General features: G+C 62.6%; 22 protein-coding genes. 7 read left to right on the top strand and 15 right to left on the bottom strand.

What is annotated here, in order from left to right; all coding sequences use genetic code 11:
* Window positions 1-46 precede the first annotated feature (46 nt).
* The 6 genes from QEH68_RS03430 to QEH68_RS03405 form a co-directional block, all read right to left on the bottom strand.
* Window positions 47-1,471 carry a bifunctional diguanylate cyclase/phosphodiesterase gene (locus tag QEH68_RS03430; RefSeq protein ID WP_280626482.1) on the bottom strand — a complete coding sequence of 475 codons (1,425 nt, stop codon included), beginning with the start codon at window positions 1,469-1,471 and terminating at the stop codon, window positions 47-49.
* Window positions 1,468-1,971 (bottom strand): hypothetical protein, encoded by a 504-nt coding sequence (locus tag QEH68_RS03425; RefSeq protein WP_207596166.1) that lies wholly within the window; start codon window positions 1,969-1,971, stop codon window positions 1,468-1,470. Before QEH68_RS03425 ends, QEH68_RS03430 begins: the two co-directional genes overlap by 4 nt.
* Complete coding sequence (locus QEH68_RS03420) at window positions 1,968-3,152, bottom strand: GGDEF domain-containing protein (protein WP_207596165.1); 1,185 nt, start codon at window positions 3,150-3,152, stop codon at window positions 1,968-1,970. Before QEH68_RS03420 ends, QEH68_RS03425 begins: the two co-directional genes overlap by 4 nt.
* Before the next feature lie 117 nt (window positions 3,153-3,269).
* A complete protein-coding gene (locus tag QEH68_RS03415; protein WP_280626479.1) occupies window positions 3,270-5,228 on the bottom strand; it encodes a glycosyltransferase in 1,959 nt (652 codons plus the stop codon).
* Complete coding sequence (locus QEH68_RS03410) at window positions 5,228-6,952, bottom strand: hypothetical protein (RefSeq protein WP_280626477.1); 1,725 nt, start codon at window positions 6,950-6,952, stop codon at window positions 5,228-5,230. Before QEH68_RS03410 ends, QEH68_RS03415 begins: the two co-directional genes overlap by 1 nt.
* Complete coding sequence (locus QEH68_RS03405) at window positions 6,942-8,987, bottom strand: cellulose biosynthesis cyclic di-GMP-binding regulatory protein BcsB (RefSeq protein WP_280626475.1); 2,046 nt, start codon at window positions 8,985-8,987, stop codon at window positions 6,942-6,944. Before QEH68_RS03405 ends, QEH68_RS03410 begins: the two co-directional genes overlap by 11 nt.
* Window positions 8,988-9,147: 160 nt before the next feature.
* On the opposite strand from QEH68_RS03405, the gene QEH68_RS03400 reads away from it, so the two are divergent.
* Window positions 9,148-9,441, top strand: a complete 294-nt coding sequence (locus tag QEH68_RS03400) for a DUF503 domain-containing protein (RefSeq protein ID WP_280626473.1) — start codon at window positions 9,148-9,150, stop codon at window positions 9,439-9,441.
* Here the strand turns inward: QEH68_RS03400 and QEH68_RS03395 are convergent.
* Window positions 9,438-10,079: a GntR family transcriptional regulator gene (locus tag QEH68_RS03395; protein WP_089593584.1), complete on the bottom strand. Its 642-nt coding sequence runs from the start codon at window positions 10,077-10,079 to the stop codon at window positions 9,438-9,440. The two genes, QEH68_RS03400 and QEH68_RS03395, sit on opposite strands and share 4 nt — an antisense overlap.
* Window positions 10,080-10,296: 217 nt before the next feature.
* Between QEH68_RS03395 and QEH68_RS03390 the strand changes: the two genes are divergently transcribed.
* The 6 genes from QEH68_RS03390 to QEH68_RS03365 are packed head-to-tail and all read left to right on the top strand — an operon-like array spanning window position 10,297 to window position 15,534.
* Window positions 10,297-11,652: an MFS transporter gene (locus QEH68_RS03390; RefSeq protein ID WP_280626471.1), complete on the top strand. Its 1,356-nt coding sequence runs from the start codon at window positions 10,297-10,299 to the stop codon at window positions 11,650-11,652.
* Window positions 11,649-12,443, top strand: a complete 795-nt coding sequence (locus QEH68_RS03385) for a carbon-nitrogen family hydrolase (protein WP_280626469.1) — start codon at window positions 11,649-11,651, stop codon at window positions 12,441-12,443. The genes QEH68_RS03390 and QEH68_RS03385 overlap by 4 nt, the downstream gene beginning before the upstream one ends.
* Window positions 12,444-12,478: 35 nt before the next feature.
* Window positions 12,479-13,162, top strand: coding sequence for a DUF2848 family protein (locus tag QEH68_RS03380; RefSeq protein ID WP_280626467.1), 684 nt, complete (start codon window positions 12,479-12,481; stop codon window positions 13,160-13,162).
* Window positions 13,162-14,634 (top strand): 4-hydroxyphenylacetate 3-hydroxylase N-terminal domain-containing protein, encoded by a 1,473-nt coding sequence (locus QEH68_RS03375; RefSeq protein ID WP_280626466.1) that lies wholly within the window; start codon window positions 13,162-13,164, stop codon window positions 14,632-14,634. Before QEH68_RS03380 ends, QEH68_RS03375 begins: the two co-directional genes overlap by 1 nt.
* 2 nt (window positions 14,635-14,636) lie before the next feature.
* The gene (locus tag QEH68_RS03370; RefSeq protein WP_207596157.1) at window positions 14,637-15,008 is read left to right on the top strand and encodes a cupin domain-containing protein; all 372 of its coding nucleotides are present in this window, start codon (window positions 14,637-14,639) and stop codon (window positions 15,006-15,008) included.
* A gap of 1 nt (window position 15,009) precedes the next feature.
* Entirely contained in the window at window positions 15,010-15,534 is a 525-nt protein-coding gene (locus QEH68_RS03365; protein ID WP_207596156.1) for a flavin reductase family protein, read from the top strand.
* 57 nt (window positions 15,535-15,591) lie between these two features.
* Here QEH68_RS03365 and QEH68_RS03360 read toward each other — a convergent pair whose 3' ends face one another.
* The 8 genes from QEH68_RS03360 to QEH68_RS03325 all read right to left on the bottom strand — a co-directional run bounded on the left by QEH68_RS03360 (window position 15,592) and on the right by QEH68_RS03325 (window position 22,097).
* The gene (locus QEH68_RS03360) at window positions 15,592-15,912 is read right to left on the bottom strand and encodes a putative quinol monooxygenase (protein WP_207596155.1); all 321 of its coding nucleotides are present in this window, start codon (window positions 15,910-15,912) and stop codon (window positions 15,592-15,594) included.
* 117 nt (window positions 15,913-16,029) lie between these two features.
* Window positions 16,030-16,923 carry a carbohydrate ABC transporter permease gene (locus QEH68_RS03355; RefSeq protein ID WP_026541797.1) on the bottom strand — a complete coding sequence of 298 codons (894 nt, stop codon included), beginning with the start codon at window positions 16,921-16,923 and terminating at the stop codon, window positions 16,030-16,032.
* Window positions 16,923-17,939 (bottom strand): sugar ABC transporter permease, encoded by a 1,017-nt coding sequence (locus QEH68_RS03350; protein ID WP_242703509.1) that lies wholly within the window; start codon window positions 17,937-17,939, stop codon window positions 16,923-16,925. Before QEH68_RS03350 ends, QEH68_RS03355 begins: the two co-directional genes overlap by 1 nt.
* Window positions 17,940-17,944: 5 nt before the next feature.
* Window positions 17,945-19,354: an N-acetylglucosamine/diacetylchitobiose ABC transporter substrate-binding protein gene (gene ngcE, locus QEH68_RS03345; protein ID WP_089593576.1), complete on the bottom strand. Its 1,410-nt coding sequence runs from the start codon at window positions 19,352-19,354 to the stop codon at window positions 17,945-17,947.
* A 176-nt stretch (window positions 19,355-19,530) separates the two neighbouring features.
* Window positions 19,531-20,157, bottom strand: coding sequence for a hypothetical protein (locus QEH68_RS03340; protein WP_280626460.1), 627 nt, complete (start codon window positions 20,155-20,157; stop codon window positions 19,531-19,533).
* Between the two features lie 96 nt (window positions 20,158-20,253).
* Window positions 20,254-20,664, bottom strand: coding sequence for an MmcQ/YjbR family DNA-binding protein (locus QEH68_RS03335; protein WP_207596152.1), 411 nt, complete (start codon window positions 20,662-20,664; stop codon window positions 20,254-20,256).
* A gap of 50 nt (window positions 20,665-20,714) precedes the next feature.
* Window positions 20,715-21,587 carry a polysaccharide deacetylase family protein gene (locus tag QEH68_RS03330; RefSeq protein ID WP_280626457.1) on the bottom strand — a complete coding sequence of 291 codons (873 nt, stop codon included), beginning with the start codon at window positions 21,585-21,587 and terminating at the stop codon, window positions 20,715-20,717.
* Between the two features lie 84 nt (window positions 21,588-21,671).
* Complete coding sequence (locus tag QEH68_RS03325; RefSeq protein ID WP_280626455.1) at window positions 21,672-22,097, bottom strand: CoA-binding protein; 426 nt, start codon at window positions 22,095-22,097, stop codon at window positions 21,672-21,674.
* Window positions 22,098-22,168: the final 71 nt, after the last annotated feature.

The following is a 22,168-nucleotide window of genomic DNA, read 5'->3' as shown; positions in this document are numbered from 1 at the left end:
GCCCGCGAGGACGATTGCAGGGGCCTTTTGACGTCTTACAAGGAGATTACGCCGGCCAGGTCCGCAGCCGGGTCAACTGCTCCGTGAACTCAGCCCCGGGCAAGGGCCTGCCGAAGTAATACCCCTGGCCGCTGGCGCAGCCAATGCTCTGGAGCGCCGCTGCTTCCTCGGCGGTTTCGATGCCTTCCCACACTCCTTCCAGCCCACAGGACCGGATGACCTCCTGGATGGCCGCCAGGAACGCGAGCTGGGAGGGGTCCCTTCCGAGGTCCTTCACAAATTGCCGGTCCACTTTCACCCGGTCCACGGGGAGTTTCCGCAGGTAGCCCATAGACGAATATCCGGCACCAAAGTCATCGATTTCAAGCCCCACACCCAGCCTGTGCAGGCTCGCCAGGGTGTAGCGGTCCAGCTCATTGTTCTGGATGATGGCGCTTTCGGTCAGCTCCAGGACGAGCGATTCCGGCCGCAGGCTTTCCTCGGCAAGGGCTTCGCTGACGTCGTCCACGAACTCGAGGCTCTGCAGGTCCGCAGCGGAGACATTGATGCGCATGGAGAAGTCATGCTGGGCCGTGGCCGGGTTGTCCCGCCACTGCCGCAACTGCCCCACGGCCGTGCGCAGGACCCACCTCCCCAGTTCCGCGATGAGTCCCGTAGCCTCGGCCACGGGAATGAACTGGTCCGGCATGATCAAGCCGTGCACAGGGTGGTTCCACCGGACCAGGGCTTCGCAGCCTTCGATCCTTCCCGTGGCCAGCTCCACGATCGGCTGGTAGTTCAGAACCAACTGATCTGTACGGATGGCTTCGCGGAGTTCACCCACAATCTGCCGCTGGAGCTGCCGGGCGTGCAGCGTGGCGGGATCGAACACCCTGAGCTTGTTCCGGCCCTCGCTCTTGGATTCCTCCACAGCGATATCGGCTTCCTGGAGCAGGTCCTCGAGGGTATGGTGTGGCTCTGCTGTCCGCAGTCCCATGCTTGCACCGCAGCGGACGCTGTTGTTCCCGAGATCGATGTTCGGTTCCAGCGCGGCCAAGATGCGGTTGCCGACGGCGGTGGCCCGGTTTTGCGGGGTGGCGGGCAACAGCACCGCATATTCGTCGGCACCCAGGCGGGTGACGATGTCGTTCTCCCGTGCGGCCGACTGGATTCGCATCGCCACGGTGACCAGGACTTGGTCCGCCGCGGCAAGGCCGGCGGAGTTCTTCAAAGCCTTGAAGCCGTCCAGGTTCACGAGGAGGAGCGCAGGTTGAGCCGAACCGTGGGCCGCGGCGTTCCGTGCCGCAACGAAGGCCTCCACCAAGGCCAGACGGTTGCCGAGTCCGGTGAGTGCATCAGTGAGCGCTTCGCGGCGCTGCTCATGGCGGACATGGTGGAGCTCTTCCATGAGCGCCTGGACGTGCCGTTCCAGTTTTTCGATGCGGGAGTCAGCGTCAGCGGGGACAAGTCTTCGGGGCTTGGTGCTGGTCACGATTCTTCCAGGCGCCGCAGCGTGGTATCAGCGACAGCCTGCGGCTTGGCGACGGGATTGCGGCGCTCGTCCAGGAACAGCCGGTAGGAGGCGACGTCCATCCTGCCATCGGGCTCCACCCTCTTACCCGCGCGGTACACGTGGGTGATCCAGGAGCCGCCGAGGATGGCCTCGATCCAGGCGTCGCATTCGGCCAGAGGGAGGTGGACGCGGGTCCCGGTGTTCCTGCGGTGACCCGCGATGGACACCGTGATGCAACTGCCCAGCAGGCCTTTGTCAGCAGTGAACCAGGCCAGACCTTCCACATCGGCCACGATGGTCAGGTTGGCGTTCCCGTCCTCCACCGATTGAACGGGACCCATCCGGACTGACCGGCGGTCCGCATTCAGGGACGTCGGCGTTCCAGCCATGTAGGGAGCGCTGGTGATGTTTTGCCGGAAGGCGGACAGCTCCTGGGTGTGCTGGATCTGGATCCTGGTGGTGAGTTCGTTGAAGGTCATGATCGTGCCTCATCCGCGATAATGGCCGCCTGATGGCGGTCAGCTCCTACAATCCGGTTTCTTCCTTGCGCTTTGGCGCTGTACAGGGCTGCGTCCGCCACCTCAATCATGAATTTCATGTCGGCACCAGCGGGGATGCTGGAGGTGACTCCATAGCTGATGGTGGGAAAAGCGACGCCCTCGGGCGCCGGGGTGGCTGCCATCCGGCGGCTGATTTCGGCTGCGATGTCCTCGGCCCGGTCCTGCGTGGCACCGGGCAGGAACAGGATAAATTCTTCACCGCCGTAACGCCCGATCAGATCGGTGGACCTGACCGAGGCACCGCAGGCCTCGGCAAAGGCCTGGAGGGCCTTGTCCCCGGCTCCGTGGCCGAATTCGTCGTTGACGGCCTTGAAATGGTCAAGGTCCGCAAGGACTATGGCTGCGCCGGATCCTGCGGACTGCAGGCGGTGGAGTTCAGTGGTGGCCATGTCCAGGAAGGTTCCCCGGTTAAGGAGGCCGGTCAGGTGGTCGCGGTCGGCCCGTTCCTTGAGTCCCTTGATGAGTTGGTCGCTGGTGAGTGCGGTCATGCTGAAGGACACGGTGACCAGAAGCACCATGGATATCAGTGCCGAAGGTGCAGGTCCAAAGTACGTAGTGAACGTGTGGCTTGACGGGCCTTCCAGTACAAAAACGAGCCACCTGCCCAGGTAATAGCCGGCAAGCAGGCCTGCCGCGACGGACAGTGCTTTGTGGACCTGGGAGTGCGAGGACTTGATGAACCACAAGTCATAGGCGGCCAAGGCAATGCCCACGGTCATCATCGCCAGATAAACGAATCCGCCGGACCATACATTGGTCCCGGGACTATCCAGGAAGGACGCGACGGCGGTAACGGCGGGACCGATGGCCAACTGCCATGGTGCCGCTTTCCGGTCCCGAAGGGTCTTTGCGCCTGCCCAAACGCTGAACGCTCCGGCCACCACCAGGATGTTGCCCACGGGGTTGGCCCATTGCTGGTGAGGGGTGCCGTTGAGCAGGAAAGCTGCGTTGCCCACCATGAATTCCAGCAAGGCCAGGCTCCACCAGCCCGCATAAGGTGAGCGGGTGCGCTGGAAGGAGATACAGAACAGCACCAGGAGCGTTACCGTGACTACGCCTAAACCAACCCGTACCGAGAAAGCATCGAGCACCGTGTCCAACCCCCTCAGCTGGTCATCCTGCGGCTTTGAGTTCAGTGTGGCGAGGCTTACTCAATCCCACTGCGGCATTTGCTCAGGATTTGCTCAAGATCAGGGGCGGATCCAACCGGCCGCGCTTCAACCAACCCAGTGTCCGTCGTCGTGGTATTCGGCCTCCAGCCCGTGCGGCGTCTTCTCCCACTTATGCGGGCTGGTAAGCATCTGCCAGGCCGCCCGCCAGGCCGCTACTGAGTGCAGCACCCAATAGAACGGGTTGAGCAGGGCGAAGATCGCGATCCTCCATCCGTGCCGGCGAAGGGTGGCCACACCGGAAACTACGATCATCATGGCGTTGCCGAACAGCATGGACACCACTCCGCCCACCAGCAACCATTCGGGCAGGACCAGGCCAACAATGTCGTAGCCGATGTACGTGACCACGGTGAAGCCCACCACGAGCGGGTAGGCAAGGAACGCCAGTGGGGTTCCCAGGATCAGGCCGAGGAACCCGACGGCGCCGGCAACACCTGTGCTCTTGATGTAACGCACCGTGTTCCGGGTATTGACGGCCGAGGTGACCATGTATCCCTTGATCCAGCGGGTGCGTTGCTTGATCCACGCCGGCACCTGCGAGCACGCTTCTTCCCACGTAGTGGAATTGATGACGCCCACGCGGTATCCGTCCACGGCCGCCCGGAGTCCCAGATCGGCATCCTCCGTGACGTTCCATGGGTCCCACGCACCGACTTCCTTCAGCAGCGAGGTCACAAAGTGGTTGGAGGTCCCACCCAGCGGCAGCGGGATCCCTGAGTTGTCCAGGCCAGGGAGCATCGAGTCAAACCAGTGCGTGTATTCGATGGTGAACATCCGGGTGAGGACGTTCTGGTCCGCGTTGAAGTAGTTGAGCGCAGCCTGGACGCAGATCAATGGTTTGCGGTCCGGGTTGAGGTGTTCCCGTTCAAAGGCGTCCTGCTTGAACGCGGCGATGGAAGCACGCAGCTGGCCGGGCTCGGGGCGGTCCTCGGCATCGTAGATGACCACGTACTCACCGCGGGCGAACGTCAGCCCGTAGTTGCAGGCCCTTGGCTTGGTCTGCGGATCACCCTTGGGCACGATGAGGATTCGGACGTATTCCGGTGGCCGCGAAGCCTTCGCCGCGGCGATGGTCTCGGCGTCGTCTTCTTCCAGGAGGACCAGGACATCCAGCTTGGAACGTGGGTAGTCCAGTTGGCCCAGGTTGGCCAACAATTTGTCGATGATGTTCGCTTCCCGGAATACCGGAACCAGGATCGTGTAGACAGGCAAGTCGCCATCGGGGACCCGTTCCTCCGCCAAGGGAGGCAGTCCACGCGTGGCCCTCTCCTTATCCCTGGCTTTGGCCACTGCGGCGTCACGCATCCGGTCGAAAGGGCTGCGGAGACTGGCGAGCGTCTTGAAGCCGATGCTCACCAGGAATACGACGTTTGCTGCTGCCAGAAGGACGATCAAAGCCGTCAGCGGAGAGAGCACGAACGCAGTGATTAGTCCCGTGAGCAGGACCACCGGGAGGTAGCGCTGCCATGGGGTCAGGGCGGTACGTGCGGATTCGCCGGGCCGCTCTTCGGCAAGGCGCTCGGCGGATTCGTAGAGGAGGTGGCGCCGGAAGGAACGCTGGATGGACTGGTTGATGTCCCAGTCGGTGGTGGTGCGAAATTCAACAGATGCGGCGCCGAAAAAACGCGCCGCTTCCTCTGCGATGGCCGTTGACGGAGCCACCGCAGTGGCCACCGTCAATACGTCACCGTCCATCTTCCATGGCAGCCACTGCGGCTCGCCCACATCGCTGTACCCCAGCACCTCCATCAGCTGGTCGTCCACCGGTTCAGCCACCAGGTCCACCAGCGGCGCGTCCCAATGCTGTGCCAGGACTTCATAAATCCGACGGCGGTCCAGCCCGGCCTCCAGGATCAGGTGCCTGCCCAGCAGCCCACCTTCGCTCGCCGCTCGATCCAGCGCACGCTGCAGCTGTTCCGGGGTGATGAGCCCCGCCGCAAGCAGCGTCTGGCCAATCGACTGCCGGTTGAGCGTGGAGTCCGCCAAACGTGAAAGGGAAGTCATCAGTGGGAGGACCTTTCATAGATCCGGTGGGTTGGAGTCGAGAATGCCACGGAGTAGCGGACAGTGAACGACGGGTTCGCCACGATCGCCTGGTACACAAGGTCCGTGGGACCCGAGTCCCGTGCTCCCTTTCCGGCTTCAACGTTGACGAATACCCACTGCGCGTACTTGGCAGGGTCCTTCAGCGCCGGAGCAAAGTAGTCTCCGGAGGCGCGGTTGTAGATCTCTTTAAGGGGAATGCCCATGACAGGAAGCACGGCATTGCCCCGGGCGCTCTCGTCCATGAGGATTCCACCGGACTGGTAGTGCTCTTTAAGCCAGCGAGCCGCGGCCGTGGAGTTAGTGGTGGATTCCGCTGACATCCGCCCCTCCGCCAGGACGGCGAGACGACCCGTGGGATCCTCCCCCCACCAGAGGTTCTGCACCACGAGTCCAGCAAGCAACACGCCGATCAGCACGGGCTTGATGCGGGCCGGGCGGGTGAACTCCTCCACCACCACAGCTGCCAGGATGGCCACCAGGGGCAGCGCCGTCAGCGCGAAGCGGTTGTTCCACCACGTTGACGGCAGCGAATGGTCGTTGTTGATGGCCGTCTGCCCCAGGAAGAGGCTCAGCACCGCAAAAGCATACGCACTGCCGGTCACCGCCACCAGCAGGGTGCTGTTGGCAAAGCCCCGCCTGAAGACCAGCACGACGGCGCCACATGGCGCCAGCGCGAGGACCACCACGCCGACTGTCTCCAGCAGGGACCAATGGAAAGTAGTCAGCGTGAGTCCCAGGTTGCCCTTGGTGGGCAACAGGCCGCCGTCGGTGATGTTCTTCTGCTGCGCGTAGGCGGAGTACTGCCCGAACATAAACTCCAGCGGGTTGCCGTAAATGGCCCAGTTGTAGGAGATCCACCAGAGGACCGCCGCGGCCGGAATCATCACGTAGCCACCGGCCATGATGAATGCCTCCCGCCACGCACCGGTGCGGCGCTTGGCGACGATCAACACCAACAGGGTTCCGGTCATCACCAGCGCCCAGCCTTCGTAACGGGAAAGCACTGCAGCGGCGGACGGAATACCGGCGAAGACGGCCAGCTCTCCGGCACTCATTCGACGGCGGCTGGTGGCCCAATGCGCCAAGCCAGCCATGCCGCCCACGATGCACATGATGAGCACCGGTTCCGTCAACGCCGTGGTGTAGACGTACAAAACCGCCGGGTTGGCCAGGACCACCAGGGTCGTGGCGAGACGTCCGGCCCTGCCCAATCCGAGTCGGGCTGCGATCAGGTACAGGCCGGTGGTGGTGGCGGACAACGCCAGGATCCCCAGGATTCCGGCAGCCCAGCCCGTGCTGAACAGCCACATATTCAGCACGAACGGCGCCAGCAGCAGGTGCGGCATGGGCAGCCACACGGTGCCCAATTGTTCAAAGCCGGGCGCCTTGCTGTCGAAGATTCGCCGGGCGATGGTCAGGTGGCTTTGGGCATCCGAATAGTCCAGGTTGGTGCCCTGGCCGATCGTGTACAGGCACGCGAGGTAGCCCACCAGCAGTGAAACCACGGCTACCACCCTGGTGCCGGGAACCTTGCGCCCTGCCACGGGCGCACCGAGGCGCGCCCAGGCCCACGTGACCAGCCCGGTCACCGAACGCAGCAGTGTCAGAGGCCCCGGTGTCAGCGACCGCGCCGCCGGACGCCGGTGGGCGGCCCGCGGACGAGCGGCGGCGCTAGTTGTCATGACCCGGTTTCGCAGGTCCTGTGGCATCTGCCGGTTGTCCCGCCATTTGCTCAGCATCCACATATGCCCGTGCTGCCCGGGCACGACGCCGCAGGAGCACTGTCCGGGCGGCGAACGCCAGGCCCAGGACCACCACTGCCCCGCCGATCCACCAGGCATAGGGACGGTAGTCATCGGTCACAGCCTTCTGCGGAACCAGCACGTTGCTCTCCAGCAGCACGGGAGTTCCCGACGGCTGGGTCACCAGGAGGTTCCGGGACAGCGATGCCCAGCCGCCTTCAACTGCACCAACATGGGAGGCCAATGAAGACTGGAGCGTGGACGCGGCGGCAGCGTCATTTTCAGGTGCCCAAGCACCCAGGAGCAGCAGATTCCGGCCGCCTTGCTCAAAAGCCTCCAACACGCCGTACGGAGCCGAGGCGCCTACGCCGTATTCGACCTCATCCGGCGAGATGGTGCGGAACTCCGCCAACCGCAGCGGTGCGGACAGCTTATTTGCGACGTCGGCGGTGGCACCCACCACCAGCCCGGACTCGCTGGAGCCAGCCAAGGCGTCTAGGCCCACCACACGGGTATCCAGCAGGGAGGCACTGTCACGCTGCAGGGAAGCCAGCAGCGTCGCTGCGTTGACGGTGTTGGCTTGGGCGTTGCCATCGCCGAACGCTACCTGAACGCTCTGTCCGAAAGCCTGGGGGAACCGTTCGAAGCCGGCTTTCGTGGATCCGCCACGGACCGCCGTGAGGGTGCTGCCAGAGGTATCCAGGGTGACTTCCATGGGCATGACACCTGCGGGCCCGGTGCAATCGCCGCCTGCCGGGAGGGCGGCCAGACGGATCCGGAGGCCATTCTTCGCCTGTAGCTGGCCCGCTGGAACCTCAGCATCCACCGTGAAGGTGTCACCGCCGTCGAGGTTCTTGGAACTGAGCAGGTAGTCATTCCAGAAGACCGAGAGCTGCGCCTGTGCGTTGTCCGGGACAGCCGTGTGCGTGCCCTTGAGCTGGACTTTCACCGACGAAACCGGGCCTCCGAACTGCGACTGGGTGACGCCCACAAAGGATTCCGGGGTGCCGTAGCCGGAGAGTTTCAGGGTGGTGCTGCCCAGGTCCTTGAGGCTCTGGACCAGGCCCGGTGCGGCAGGCAGCCCCGAGGTCAGGCCGGTCACGGAGGAGGTCACGGCCAGTGCGGTTTTGTCGCTGGCAAGCGCCCGGGCGGCGGTGCGGAGTTGTTCGTCGTGGCCGCTGAGGATGAGCTGCGGGAGGTCCGCTGCCGTGGCCAGTTTGGTGGCGGTTTCTCCCGGGTCTGCGGTGACGCTGAGGATCCGGCTGCCGGCCGGGAGAGTGGCAGCGCGCGCCACCAGTTCGGCTTCCGGAAGCACTGCGACGGCGGCGTCCGGATAGCGTTGGGCCATGGCGGCCGAGGCGGTCATGATGGCGGCGGAAACATCCGCGCCGGGATCCGCGGGGACGGGAAGCACGACGGCGGGCACGGACGCCGGGAAGAACTCGCCCACCGTGGTGGGTGCTTTGGCGGTCCCGCTGAAGTCGACCGTCATGTTGTTCAGGGTTGCCGTGGCGTTGGAGACCACGCACATGGTGTGGGTTACCGGTATGAGCTGCAGCCCCACCGTAAGCTGCTGGCCAATAACGTCGGCATTGCTGACCGCTTCGTCCAGGGGAACCGTGGCTGCAGCGTTCGTTTCGAGGATGACCCGGCCGTTGACCGTTGCCCGGACCGTACCCTCAGGTTTCCCCGACACCGCGATGGTCCCCTTCACCCGGGTGGGTTCCAACCCTGCCGTCACGGGAACCACTACCATCTGCTCAGTCTGGCCCGCGAGCGCTGAAACACTGGAGGATGCCCGGACAGCCGTTCCCTGGCCCGGAGAGGCATCTGCCGGTGAGGCGGCGGCAGGTGCAGCGCCGATTCCCAACACACTGACGGTGGCAAGTGCAAAGCTGGCGGTGGCGAGCAGGATCCGGACCGGATGAGAGGGGGCGTGGGTGCGCGGGCGTAGCCGGGAAGGGGTTTGGGGCACGATGTCAGTCCTGAGTAACTAGCAGCGAATGAGTCCGTCGGCCGGTTGGGCCAACCTCATAGACACTGCCGAACGGAACTCAAGGCGCCTTGCTGCGTTGGCTCAAGATTTGATCAAGTCCACATGGCACACGTCACCTGACCTGCGGTGATAATGGACCATGTGGATCGGATGGATTGAGTTCGACCTCCTTTTGGGCGATGTCCATAGTCTCAAAGAGAAGCGCTCCATGGTCCGGCCCCTCGTGGCCGAGCTCAAACGCCGCTTCGACGTGTCAGCTGCCGAGACCGGGCTCCAGGACCAGCATCGGCGTGCGCTGATTGGAGCCGCGTTGGTGGCCCCGGATCACGCCCACCTGCAGCAGGTGCTCGACGCCGTTGAACGGTTCGTGGCTGCCCGGCCTGAGTTTGAGCTGCTCAGCGCACGGCAACGGGAGCTGCACAGCGAGGACTAGTAACCGATCACTGCCAGGCGTGTGGAATCCAAGTGTGCGTCGATGGCTTTGTGCGCTTTGTCGAGGCTTCGGCTGCGGAGTGCGTCGACGATCAACTGGTGTTCCCGGAGGACGTCCCCGGCCCGATCCGTGGCCTGGCTGACGGCTTTAACGCCAATCCGGAGTTGTTTTTGCCGGAGTGACGCGTAGAAATCAGCCAGGACGGGGTTGCCGCCCGCACGCACCATGAGGGTGTGGAACTCGGTATCCAGTTCGATGAACCTGGCGGGATCGTCCCGGGCTTCCTGCTGCTGGTCGATCACGCGCTGGAAGGCATCGATCTGGGCATCAAGCATGGTTTCCACCGCCGAGACGGCCCATTTCTCCACGACGGACCTGGCCTGCAGGATGGCCCGGACGTCGGGATCAGAGATGGGTGGCACGTAGGCGCCCTTGTGCGGGATCCGCTTGACGAATCCTTCAGCTTCAAGGCGCAACAGTGCCTCACGTACGGGCGTTCGTGAAGTACCCGTGGTCTTGGCCAGGACTCCCTCGTTCAGGAATGTTTCTTCCTCACGCGGCAGGGCTGCGATGTAGCTTTTCATCCACTGGTAGGCCACTTCTGGCTGCGACTGTGCAGTGGGGGTCATCTGGATCATGCAGAGCCTTTCTCGCGTAGCCCAGTATACGAGTTGCATTCAGCAGCTTGGGGGACATCCAAAAAACTTCTGCTTCAAATATAGACAGGTTGTATACAACACGTCTACAGTGATCTTAGTGACTCCGCTCACGCATCGGAAATACCCCAATTTTCCTGGGAGTTCGCGGCCCGGCCCACCGGAAGCTACGCGGCTGCCAATCGCAAAGGATCCCCACATGACCGATATGAAGAAAGCTGAACCCAGGCAACAGAAGCACTCCAGCCTGCCTGTTGTAGCTGCTTCGAGCCTGGCCGGCACAGCCGTGGAATGGTACGACTTCTTTCTCTACGGCACGGCAGCAGCGCTGGTATTCAACAAGCTCTACTTCCCCACCGACGATCCCATGGTCGGCACCATGCTGGCACTCGGAACGTTCGCCGCGGGCTTCCTGGCACGCCCCATCGGGGCCATAGTCCTGGGGCATCTGGGCGATAAGCACGGCCGGCGCGCCACGTTGGTGGCCAGCCTGATGCTCATGGGTGTCGCCACCACCCTCATCGCCTTCATCCCGTCGTATGCAGCGATCGGCCTCACAGCGCCGCTGTTGCTCCTGCTTCTCCGCTTGATCCAGGGGTTTGCCTTGGGTGGTGAGTGGGGCGGAGCTGTCCTCCTCGTCTCCGAGCACAGCAATGAGAGCGCACGACGCGCATTTTGGGCTTCCTGGCCCAATATGGGACCGCCCCTGGGCAACCTGATGGCCGCCGGCGTCCTGGCCATCCTCGCTGCCACCATGCCGGAAAGCGAGTTCCTGGCCTGGGGCTGGCGGATAGCCTTCGGCCTGTCCGCACTCCTGGTGGTTATTGGCCTGGTCCTGCGGCTCTACGTGCAGGAAACCCCGCTGTTCAAGGAAGCACAGCGGAAGCGCGAAGCCGAGGGCAACAAGGAACGCAAGATGCCCCTGACTATCCTGTTCCGCCGTAACTGGCGCGAAATCCTCATCGCCACCGGCAGCCGGATGGGCGAGAACGCGGGCTTCTACATCTATTCGCTGTTCATCATCACCTACGTCACCCAGATCATGGGACTGCAGAGGCAGACAGGCCTCACCGCCGTCATGATCGGGCAGGGCGTGGCCGTCGTCGCTATTCCCATCCTGGCGCTTTACGCGGACAAGGTGGGCCGCAAACCCATCCTGATCGGAGCCTCGATTGCCACCATGGTGTGGGCCTTCGCGTTCTTCGCCCTGCTCAATACCGGACAGACTTGGGGAATCATCGCGGCCGCCGTGGGTGGCCTGCTGATCTTCGCGGCGTACAGCTCGGTCATCGGCGCTTTCTTCTCCGAACTCTTCCCAACGGACGTCCGGTACAGCGGCACCTCAGTGGCCTACAACCTGGCATCGCTGATCGCCGGTTCGTTGTCACCGATCATTGCCTTGGCTCTCTACAGCGCTTTCGGCACCGGCTATGCGATCGGCATTTACCTGGCCGCCATGGGCCTGATCTCCATGGTCTCGGTGATGTTTGCCAAGGAAACCAAGGGCCTTCGCCTCAGCGACCTGGACAACGAAACCGCAAAGGAAAAAGTATGAAAATCGCCCTCGTCCAGGTAGCCAGCCCGGACTCCGAAACCCGCGAAGACCGAATCCACCGCGTCGAAGACATCCTTCGGGGCATCAACGGCGCCGAACTGATCGTCTTGCCGGAGCTGTGGAGCGCAGGCTACTTCCACTTCGACGAATACGAGGCCTTGGCGGAGACACTCACAGGCCCCACGGTGACCATGTGCTCACGGGTAGCCAAAGACCTCGGCGTCTACCTTCATCTGGGCAGCATCATCGAAGCGGGCGACGACGGCCGGCTCAGCAACACCTCCATCCTGCTGGGCCCCGAGGGCAACGTGGTCCACACGTATCGGAAGATCCATGTGTTCGGCTACCAGTCCAAGGAGGCGAGCCTGCTGACGGCAGGTTCATCCCTTCCCGTCGCCCCCTTGCCTTTCGGGTCTGTCGCAGGCATCACCTGCTACGACCTCCGGTTCCCAGGATTGTGGATGGAGCTGAGCGAACGCGGCGCTGAGATCGTGATCGTTCCTGCTGCCTGGCCGGCCGCCCGGCGTGAGCACTGGCGCCTGCTCACCACGGCCAGGGCACTGGAGCACCAGATCTTCGTCATCGCCTGCAATGCGGCGGGCACCCAGGAAGGCGTGGAACTCGGAGGGCACAGCCGGGTGGTGGATCCCGCCGGCAACATCCTTGCCGAAGCGTCCTCCGACGAAACCGTACTGATGGTGGACATCGATCCTGGCCAAGTCAACGCAGTCCGCGCCGAGTTCCCCGTCATCGGCGACCGCCTCGCGGCCTACGACACACTCACCGTTTAGAACCAACACCGTTGGGAAGCACTTAAGGAGACGGAATGGAAACAACAAGGCAAGTCCCCCTCACCTTCCGGGTAGTGGGCACAGAGAAGACCATGATGGTCACGGACTTCCACGGTGTGGTGGCAGGTTACACAGGCCGGGATCCGAAAGCAGTACAGCACCACATCGATGAACTGGCAGCCATTGGGGTGGCTCCACCGCCAGAGGTCCCCATGTTCTATCGGATGGACTCGGATCTGTTTGAAACGGCGGGCGAGCATGACACCTCGGAGAACCTGACCTCCGGTGAGATCGAGCCTCTCTATATCCGCCACAACGGCAAGTACTACCTCGGTATCGGCTCAGACCACACGGACCGGGACATTGAAGCCCGGGACATCGGCGATTCCAAGCGCGCCTGTCCCAAGCCTGTCGCAGCAGAGGTCATCGAGGTGGAGTCGCTGGAAGACCTTGACCTCGACCAGTGCACCGCACGCTCGTGGGTGGACGGCGAGTTGTACCAGGAGGGTTCGCTGAGCGGCCTGCGCAAGCCGGCCGACGTCGTCGAGCGCCTCCTCGCACGCACCGACATCGGTGACGCCGACTTCATGTGCCTTGGGGGCACCCTGCCACTGCTGAACGGGAAGTTTGTTGACGGAACTTCCTGGAAGTTGGAGCTCTCCTTCCCGAATGGGACCACCATTGAACATAACTACAAAATGAAGAAAGGCTCACTCTGATGAGGACCGGAAATGAGTATCTGAAGTCCCTGAACGACGGCCGGACGGTGATCCTCGATGGCGAGGTAGTCGGCAACGTCCTGGAACACCCGGCCTTCGCGAAGGTTGCCCGGACCATGTCCGAGCTGTTCGACATCGCAGCCGATCCCGCCAACGGAATGCAATTCCACTCCGAGGAGATCGACGGACCGGCCAACCGGACCTTCGCCGCCCCCCGCACGCAGGAAGAGCTCGTCCTGCGCCGCCAGGCCATCGAAAAGTGGGCCAAGCACACCCACGGCTGGGTAGGCCGCAGCCCCGATCACGTGGGGACGTTCTTCGCCGCGTTCGGTTCCCACCCGGACGTCTTCAAGAATGAGGAACGTGACTTCGCCGGGAACGTTGAACGGTACTACAAGAAGATCCTGTCCGAGAACCTGTACCTTTCCTACGCGATCATTCCCCCGCAGGTTTCCCGCGCAACCACAGCGTCCGGTTGGGAAGGCGAATACCTGCAGGTCGGCGTCGTGCGTGAAACCGAGGAGGGCATTATTGTCCGCGGCTCACAGATGCTCGCCACGGGCGCCGCGATCGCCGACGAAGTCTTCGTCACCTGCATCAAGCCCCTGGGCCCGGACGACGTGGACTTCGCCGTCAGCTTCGCCATCCCCGTGGCCACCGACGGACTGAAGCTCTACTGCCGCCGCCCGTTCGCACCGGCCGCTACCAGCGACTTCGACTACCCACTGACCAGCCACTACGACGAGCCTGACGCGCTGGTGGTCTTCGATGACGTGCTCATTCCTTGGGACCGCGTGTTCATCAACCGGAACATCGACACCTTGCGCCGCCAGTTCTTCGACACCGGCGCCCACGCCCTGGGCAACTGGCAGGCCCAGATCCGGTTCTCCACCAAGCTCAAGTTCATCGCCTCGGTGGCCCGCAAAGTGACGCAGGTGAACGGGACGGACAAGATCCCCGGCGTCCAGGAGAAGCTCGGCGAACTCGCTGCAATCGTGCAGTCCGTTGAGTCGGCGGTTCTCGCCGCGGAATACACGGCAACAACGGACGACGCCGGCATGAGGGTCCCGGGAAAGAGCGCACTGTACGGGGCCATGGGCTTGCAGTCCGAAACGTACCCCCGCGTGATCTCGATCCTGAGGGACCTGGTGGGTGGTGGCGTCCTGCAGTTGCCGTCCAGCATTGCCGACATGACCAGCAGCGTGACCCGGCCGGACATGGAACGCTACGTCCAGTCGCCCGGCGTCAGCAGCGAGGAACGCGTCAAGCTCTTCAAGCTCGCCTGGGACATCATCGGTTCCGAGTTCGCCGGCCGCCATCAGCAGTACGAAATGTTCTACGCCGGTGCGCCCTTCGTGGTCCGCGGCGCCTACACCTACCGGAGCTACGGCTACGACGCCCTGGTTGCGGAGCTGGACACGTTCCTGGGCTCCTACAGCATCGACGGCACCACCGCATCGGAGGGGATCTGACCATGGCAAAGCCCGAATTCGAGTTCACTCCCGTATCGACGGTGGACTTCGCACCTTGCACCCCGCACATCGAGGGCCTGTCCGAGGCGGTCCTTGCCCGGGATTCCGACAACGACAGCGTTACCCGGATCCTCAAGTTCGAGCCCGGCACGGATACTTCCCCCAACGGCGTCCTCACGCATGACTTCTGGGAAGAGGTCTTCATTTTCGAGGGCTCGTTCGTGGACCAGCGCCTCGGCAGGACTTTCAAAGCCGGAGACTGGGCTACCCGTCCTCCTGGAATGGAGCACGGTCCTTGGATCTCGGAGAATGGCGCAAAGATGTTCGAAGTCCGGTACTACACGGATCCGGTACCAGCGGAGCGGAGCAACTGACATGAGCCTGGCACCAGCCTTCACCATCCCCGACGCCATGGGGATGCGCCGCGCCATGGGCCGTTTCGTCACCGGCGTCGCTGTGGTCACCACCCAGCACGAGGACGAGCAGTACGGGATGACCATCAGCTCGCTGACGTCCATCAGCCTTGAACCACCCATCCTGATGATCTCGCTGAACTTCGGCACCCGGACCGGCGAGGCCTTGATGGAAAGCGGCAAGTTCGCGGTGTCCATCCTCGGCGCGAAGCAGGAGTCAGTTGCCCGGCGGTTTGCCGTCCGTGGCGGGGACCGCTTCGGCGACGGCGATTTCGACGTCACAGACAGTGGCCTTCCGGTCATCAAGGGCGCCCTCGCCCAGGCGGACTGCAGTGTGGTGCAGCAGTACGACGTCGGCGATCACCAGGTCTTCTTCGGCCAGGTCACCACGTGCCGGGACCGGGACGGCGAGGTGCTGGCGTTCAAGGCGGGACGTTTCGGCTCGTTCAGCGACTTCGGCCATGCCGAGATCCCCTGGATGTTCTGAGCAGTCCTTAAACACGTGGTGCCCGGTTTCTTGAACCGGGCACCACTTTTGTTTTGGCTAGGCGATGGTCAACTCGCCCATGCGGTCCCAACCGCTGCCTTCGAACTGGCGGCTGATGATGTGCGGAGTTTCCACGAGGGCCTGCGGCATGTCCGCCATGGCCTTCTTGAAGTGGGCGCTGTTGACGTGGGCTTCGGCGGCATCGTCCTGGAAGGCTTCCACCAACACGAACTCGTTGGGGTTATCCACGCTGCGGGACCAGTCGAACCAGAGGTTGCCCGGCTCAGCACGGGTTGCTTCGGTGAAGTCAGCCACGAGGTCCAGCCAGCGCTCGGACCAATCAGGCTTGACGTTGAATTTGACCACAATAAAGATCACGGGCTGCTGCCTTTCGTTGCACTACAGATCCGTTCCATCTTTACAGAAGTTAAACCCGACGGCGGCCGCCACCTCAGGTGACGACCGCCGTCGAACGCTGTCTTTGGCTTGGTTGAACTACTTGGACGTGCCCTGCGAAACGGAACCCTGCAGCTGGCGCTGGAAGATCACGTAGACGATGAGCACCGGGATGACCGTAACGCTGACGGCTGCGAACAGCGCGCCGTAGTCCACTGCGTAGCCCATCTGGCCGGCGAAGGCCGCGAGTTCCTGCGAGAGGACCCGCGGGCCGGCGGCGTTGATGGACACCGGAATCAGGAACTGGTTCCAAAGGCCCAGGAAGTTGAAGATGGCAACCGAGGCGAGGCCCGGCTTGGCCATCGGCAACATGACCTGGAAGAACGTCCTCCACTCCCCTGCACCGTCAAGCGCTGCTGCTTCGGTGATTTCGTGCGGCAGAGACTTGAAGAAGGAGAAGAGGAAGAACACCGTGAACGGAAGCGCGAAGCCCACATACACCAGGATCAGGCCCGGCAGGGTGTTCAGCAGTCCCATGTTCTTCAGCACGAAGAACAACGGCACCATGGCAAGGAAGATCGGGAACGTCAGCCCGGCGAGCATCAGGTAGTAGATGGCCCTGCTGCCCCGGAAGGTGTACCGGGCCAGGACGTAGGCACACATCGCACCGAGGACCATGACGATCACCAGTGCTGCGGCCACAACGATGATCGAGTTCAGGAAGGCGCTGCCGATGCCGGCTTCGCTCCAGGCCTTGACATAGTTGTCCAGCTTCCATTCACCAGGCAAAGCGAACGGTGAAGCGAAAATCTCGCTGGAGGTCTTGAAGGAGGACATGAACGTCCACAGGAGCGGCAGGATAACGATCAGCGTCCAGATGGTCAGCGCGGTGTGGGACACCGCTCCCACCACTTTGTCGCCCTTCGTGGTTGCCGGGGTCCGGGGCTGGAAGTGCAGTGACTTCATTTCCGGGGTTGAGACTTTGGTACTCATTACAGGCTCACATCCTTATCGCCGCCGGTGAGCCGGTTGACCAAAAACACCAGTCCGGAGAAGATCAGCGTGGCAATGGCCAGCACAACGCCCATGGCGCTGGCGAGACCGAACTGTCCCTTGCTGAAAGCCGTGAAGAACAGTTGTTGTGCCATGACCAACGTGGAATTGTCCGGACCACCGCCGGAGTTCAGCGCGGCCATGTAGACGAACGCGTCCAGTGCCAGGATGCCCATGTAGATATAGGCGGTCTGGATGTTGTCGCGGATCAGCGGGATGGTGATGGACACTGCGGTGCGGAAGCGGCCCGCGCCGTCGATCCTGGCGGCCTCGAAAAGCTCCGCAGGAATGCCTTTGATGCCGGCGACGAACAGGACCATGTAGAAGCCTACGAAGCCCCACACAATCACGAACATCGTGGCGATCATTGCGGTGTTCTTGTCACCCAGCCAGGCGAAGTCCTTGAACTGGTCCAGGCCCAATCCGGTGAGGATGCCGTTCAGCAGTCCACCGGAGGGATCGTAGATCTGCCCCCACATGATGCCAATGGCCACTGCGGGAATGGTGTACGGGAAGAACGAGACCACGCGGTAGAAGCTGGAATTGCGCAGGCCCTTGATCTGGCCTTTGCTGCTTCCTCCAACTGTCACCAAGGAGGCAAGGACCAAACTGAGGATGATGGTGATGATCGGGAGGAAGATCACCAGGACGATGTTGTTGGACATCGCCTTCATGAAGATGTCGTCCGTGAAGATCTTCACATAGTTTTCAAGGCCGATGAAGTTCTGGTTCGGCGAAAAACCGGACCAGTCCGTCAACGAATAACCGAAGGCCTGGATGAACGGCCAAATGACGAACAAGAGGTAGATCGCCAACGGCAGTCCGAGGAAGACGGCAAAGAAACTGACCTTGTCCCACGTCAACGGCTTCCGCCGCCGCTTAATCACTTGCGGTGGAGCCGGCGCCGGAACGACGGCGGCCAGGCCGTCGTCGTTCCGGCTCTGCTGAGTTTTCACTGACGTCACTTCACTTCGATCTTCTTGACCGAGCTGTCATTGCGGACCTTGTCGGTGATGTTCTGGAGTGCCGAGGTGAGGGTTGCGACGTCCGACTTGCCGTCCAGGAAGGTGTTCCAAACCACCAGCTGGTCCTTGTTGGTGCCGTACAGGTCGATGAAGTTCCAGGTGTAGATGTTCTCGCCGGCGTCACTGAGCATCTTCGTCTGCGAAACCAGGGCTGTGGACCCGAATCCATCGGCCGGGACGGTGTCCTTGACGATGGTGGGAGCAAGCTTGGTCTTGGCGAAGTTGGTGGCAGCTTCCTTGGAGAGCATGATCCGGAGCAACTCCTTGCCGCCGGCGGCGTTCTTGCCCTGGCTCGGAACAATGAACGGCTCGCCTGCAGCGCTGTGAAGTGCTGTCTGCGGCATCTTGGGGCTGGCGCTCACGGACGGGGCCGGGGCACCCATCATGTTGAAGCCGGCCTTGGTCTGGTCCTTCATTTCGTTCTCGATCCAGGAACCCGAGGGGTAGAACACAGCCTCCTGGGCGTTGCTCCACTGTGCCTGGGCGGCCGTGAACTGGGTGCCGGAACCGCCGGGCTTGAAGAAGCCGGCCTTGACGATCTTGTCCAGGGCCGTGAAGACGGACTGGATGGCCGGGTGCGACCAGCAATCGGCCTTGAGGTTCTCCAGGGCGAGGCGAACGTCGTCGCCGCCTTCCTTGATGGCAGAGGCAATGGCCAGTTCCTGGTAGTACGTGGCAGCTTCCTTGCCCCAGACAAAGAGGTACTTGCCCTTGGCTTTGGCCTGCTCGCCGAGTGCGTACATCTCATCCCAGGTCTTCGGAACGGTCCAGCCGTTTTCCTTGAGCAGGGAGTCGGAGTACCACACGGCAAAGACGGTCAGGACGTAGTTCAGTGCAGCAAGCTTGCCGTCGAATGTGCCCGGAGCCAGTACGCCTGTGTACAGGGTGTCCTTGATGACCTTGCCTTCAAGGTTCTTGGCCTCCACAACGCTGGTGAGGTCCTCGAGCTGGGCAAGGATGGTGCTGAAGCCGATGGCCTTGGCGCCGGAGTTGTCGATCAGGTCCGGCGGGTTGCCACCGACAAAGCGCGGCTGAAGTTCCTGGGCGATATCCGTGGACGGGGAGATCTTGGCCGTGGAACCCTCATGCGCCTTCTCGAAGGCCTTGCCTGCGAACTCGACGTAGTCGATCCCGTAGCCGCCCTTGAAGATCACGGCGTCCACTGTGGACTTGTCTGCCATGCCGAACGGGTTGGTGTCGGAGACAGTGCCTGTGGGGCCGGCGGTGGTGGTGCCGCCACCTGCGGCACATGAAGCAATGGTTCCCCCCATGGGCACGAGCACGGCTGCAGCGAGTGCTCCGCGCAGGAATCCACGGCGACCGACGGACTGGTGCTGAACGTTCATTTCTAAACCCTCCAGTGACTCGTAGTGTCGACTGTTGCGGCGGAAAAGCCGGTCAGTCAGACAGTCTGGGTTGGCGCTCTGGCAGCACCAACCTTCTGTGACATAATTCACCACGAATGATCGAAAATCAATATTTCGCGGCAGTTTCGATCAACATATGTCAAAGCGTGATCTTTCTATGGTCCTTCGGCGAGGGCTTTTCCGCACTCCGTGATGGCTTCCCGGGCCAACGCCTTCTGCCCCTCGGATCCCAGTCGTTCCGCCCATTGTTCGGCCAATTGGAACTCCACCATGGCCTCCGTGAGCCGCTTTTTACCGCTCAGAAACGTCCCGAGGCCAACGTGCAAAGCAATCATCCAGCGCTTGGTCCGCTCATCACGTGCTGTCGAGGCATATTCGAGGGCACTTCGCATCCAAACCTCGGCGTGCGCGGCATCCGCGAGCGAGAGCATGTGGAGTGCATCGACGGCCAGGAATTCCTCACCAAGGTGGTCCGCCAACTCGGCAGCCTGCTCCAGGAGGGGAACAGCCATGGCGGGGCGTCCGCCGGCGTTCAAAACCCGCCCGCGCTCCAGGAGGATGCGCACGCCTACGGTGGGCTCGTCGTCGTCGATGTCGTCCAGCAGCGCATCGGCTTCCTCAAAGCGTCCTTGCAAACTGATGGCCCGCCCAAGCTGGGTTGCCAACTCAGCACGTTCGTCGGCGTCGTACATTTCCTCGATCATCGCGGCACGGAATCTGGCTTCCGAGGCAGCCGGATCGCGAAAGTTCCATAAGTGGTCCAGTGTCTTCTGATCCAGCATCAAACCGCTCCTGACCAGCCCATAGCTGAGGTCTTTAGGTATGCAGTATCAATCTAGCCCCATGTCAGCGCCGTGGGGAGGGTGTGTGCGGGCGTGTCAGTTGCCTTGCGGCTTTGCGAGCCGGGCCCAGCCCAGTTGCTCCTGCTGCTTCCGGCTCAACGTTGCCACCACCAGGTCATAAGAGTCCTCCACCATGTCCCGCACCATTTGGTCGGATAGGCCACCATCCAGGCGAACACCGTTCCAATGGGTCTTGTTCATGTGCCAGGCACCGGTGATTTCAGGGTTTGCCGCCCTGAGCTGCTCTGCCAATGCGGGCTCGCACTTGAGGCTCACGGACCAGTTGTCCGGATCCATCGTGGAAAGGGCGAACATCTTCGCCTCGTGGCGGGCACCCCCGGCGACGGCGGCCCGCACCTTGAACACGGACGTCTCAGGCCCGAAGGGGAAGTCTTCAAAGGCGCCCGGAAAGCCCAGGCAGATGTCGCGGAGGGTGGAAACGTCCATGGAGCGAGCCTACTGGCGCTCCGGGCGCGGGGCCACGTCTACGCCGCTGCCTACGCCACGCCCAGGAAATCCTCCAGCAGCACTACTTCCAGGCCCGCAGCCAACTGGGCCGCGCGGAAAGCAGCGAGGTCGGCGGCGAATTCGGCTCGGAAATGCATGAGCACAATGTCCCCCGGGCGCAGGGAGTTCCCCACCTGATAGTCCATCTTGCCCGCGTTGGCCTTGGCTTCCCAGGTGACGATCGCCTTCATGCCCGATGCCGCCACGGCTTGCCGCATCACGTTGGAGTAAGCCCCTCCAGGCGGCCTGAAGAGCGTGGGCCGGCGGCCGTAGTGCTGGAACGCGTACTCCTGCATTCCCACCATGTCGTTGACCTGCTGCTGGTAACCCCACTGCCGGACCATGTTGATGTTGTGCGTGACCGTATGGTTCTCAATCAGGCTGCCCTGGTCTTTGAAGGCGTTGAAGAAAGCCGGGTTGTCCGCCACTGTGTCCTTGGTGAGGAACAGTGACGCGGGGTAGTCGTACTCCGCCATCAGTTTCACGGATTCAGGCGTCTTGATGTTGCCGTCATCGATGGTCAGGAACACCACCGGGTGCTTCGTCTCGATCTTGCTGATCACTGGCGCCAGGCCGCCCACGATCGGCGGGAGTTGGTAGTCCGGAATGAAGGTGCGCCGGATGCGCTTGGTGGGGGCCGGCGTTGCACTTGGCGTCGGCGTCGTCGAAGCGGACGACGTCGGAACCTCGCCTCCGACCCCCAGTGCACCGTTCTGCCCCGGCGCCTCGGGCGACCCGGCGGCTCCAGTGGGCGTCAGCGCCGGCGTCGAACTTTCCGCTGTTGTACAAGCTGTCAGGCCGGCCACCATGGAAGCGCCAAGGATACCGAAAGCGGCCCGCCTGCTGGGAGTGGAAAATGGCACCGCAGAATGGTCGCCGAACATGGTTGTCCCCCAAGACTCAAGAATTGATTCAGCTGAAATCTAACAGAGGAACCGGGCCTGGAATCACAAGCCGTAGTGCCAGCCTTCGCGCGCCGGGCAGGAGTTCACTACCACTTCGAGCCCCGCGTCCTTGGCACGCTGGGTAGCTTCGTCGTCGAATACGCCCAATTGGAGCCACACGGCCTTGGCGCCGATCGCAATCGCTTGGTCGATCACCGCGCCAACGCGCTGGGAGTTGACGAAACACTCAACAACGTCGATGGGATGCCTGGCTGCCGGAATATCCGCAAGGGTTGGGTACCCTTTCTCGCCGTGCACGTCCTCCCCCTTGAGATTTACGGGAATGATTTCCATGCCCATGGTGTCCCTGACATAGAGCGAGACCTCATACGCGGAACGCCACGGGTTGGTGCTGAGACCGACGATGGCCCAGGTGCCCTTTGTTCGCATCAAGCGTTCCACGACGTCAGGATCGTTGACATGCATCATCCCCCCAGACTACCTGCCCACCGACGGGCCTTCTGGCCGAATATTCTGCGTCTGCGCCCAGATGGCGGGTG

It is taken from the genome of Paenarthrobacter sp. OM7 (assembly GCF_029873575.1).
Lineage (GTDB): Bacteria > Actinomycetota > Actinomycetes > Actinomycetales > Micrococcaceae > Arthrobacter.
Note: the sequence above shows the minus strand (reverse complement) of the source record. Positions and strands in the feature narration are given on the sequence as shown.

Bases quoted from the DNA above. Each gene is read 5' to 3' on its own strand.
- QEH68_RS03425 (WP_207596166.1), bottom strand. From the start codon at position 1,971: ATGACCTTCAACGAACTCACCACCAGGATCCAGATCCAGCACACCCAG.
- QEH68_RS03415 (WP_280626479.1), bottom strand. From the start codon at position 5,228: ATGACTTCCCTTTCACGTTTGGCGGACTCCACGCTCAACCGGCAGTCG.
- QEH68_RS03410 (WP_280626477.1), bottom strand. From the start codon at position 6,952: ATGACAACTAGCGCCGCCGCTCGTCCGCGGGCCGCCCACCGGCGTCCG.
- QEH68_RS03400 (WP_280626473.1), top strand. From the start codon at position 9,148: ATGTGGATCGGATGGATTGAGTTCGACCTCCTTTTGGGCGATGTCCAT.
- QEH68_RS03395 (WP_089593584.1), bottom strand. From the start codon at position 10,079: ATGATCCAGATGACCCCCACTGCACAGTCGCAGCCAGAAGTGGCCTAC.
- QEH68_RS03390 (WP_280626471.1), top strand. From the start codon at position 10,297: ATGACCGATATGAAGAAAGCTGAACCCAGGCAACAGAAGCACTCCAGC.
- QEH68_RS03385 (WP_280626469.1), top strand. From the start codon at position 11,649: ATGAAAATCGCCCTCGTCCAGGTAGCCAGCCCGGACTCCGAAACCCGC.
- QEH68_RS03380 (WP_280626467.1), top strand. From the start codon at position 12,479: ATGGAAACAACAAGGCAAGTCCCCCTCACCTTCCGGGTAGTGGGCACA.
- QEH68_RS03375 (WP_280626466.1), top strand. From the start codon at position 13,162: ATGAGGACCGGAAATGAGTATCTGAAGTCCCTGAACGACGGCCGGACG.
- QEH68_RS03370 (WP_207596157.1), top strand. From the start codon at position 14,637: ATGGCAAAGCCCGAATTCGAGTTCACTCCCGTATCGACGGTGGACTTC.
- QEH68_RS03365 (WP_207596156.1), top strand. From the start codon at position 15,010: ATGAGCCTGGCACCAGCCTTCACCATCCCCGACGCCATGGGGATGCGC.
- QEH68_RS03355 (WP_026541797.1), bottom strand. From the start codon at position 16,923: ATGAGTACCAAAGTCTCAACCCCGGAAATGAAGTCACTGCACTTCCAG.
- ngcE (WP_089593576.1), bottom strand. From the start codon at position 19,354: ATGAACGTTCAGCACCAGTCCGTCGGTCGCCGTGGATTCCTGCGCGGA.
- QEH68_RS03340 (WP_280626460.1), bottom strand. From the start codon at position 20,157: ATGCTGGATCAGAAGACACTGGACCACTTATGGAACTTTCGCGATCCG.
- QEH68_RS03335 (WP_207596152.1), bottom strand. From the start codon at position 20,664: ATGGACGTTTCCACCCTCCGCGACATCTGCCTGGGCTTTCCGGGCGCC.
- QEH68_RS03325 (WP_280626455.1), bottom strand. From the start codon at position 22,097: ATGATGCATGTCAACGATCCTGACGTCGTGGAACGCTTGATGCGAACA.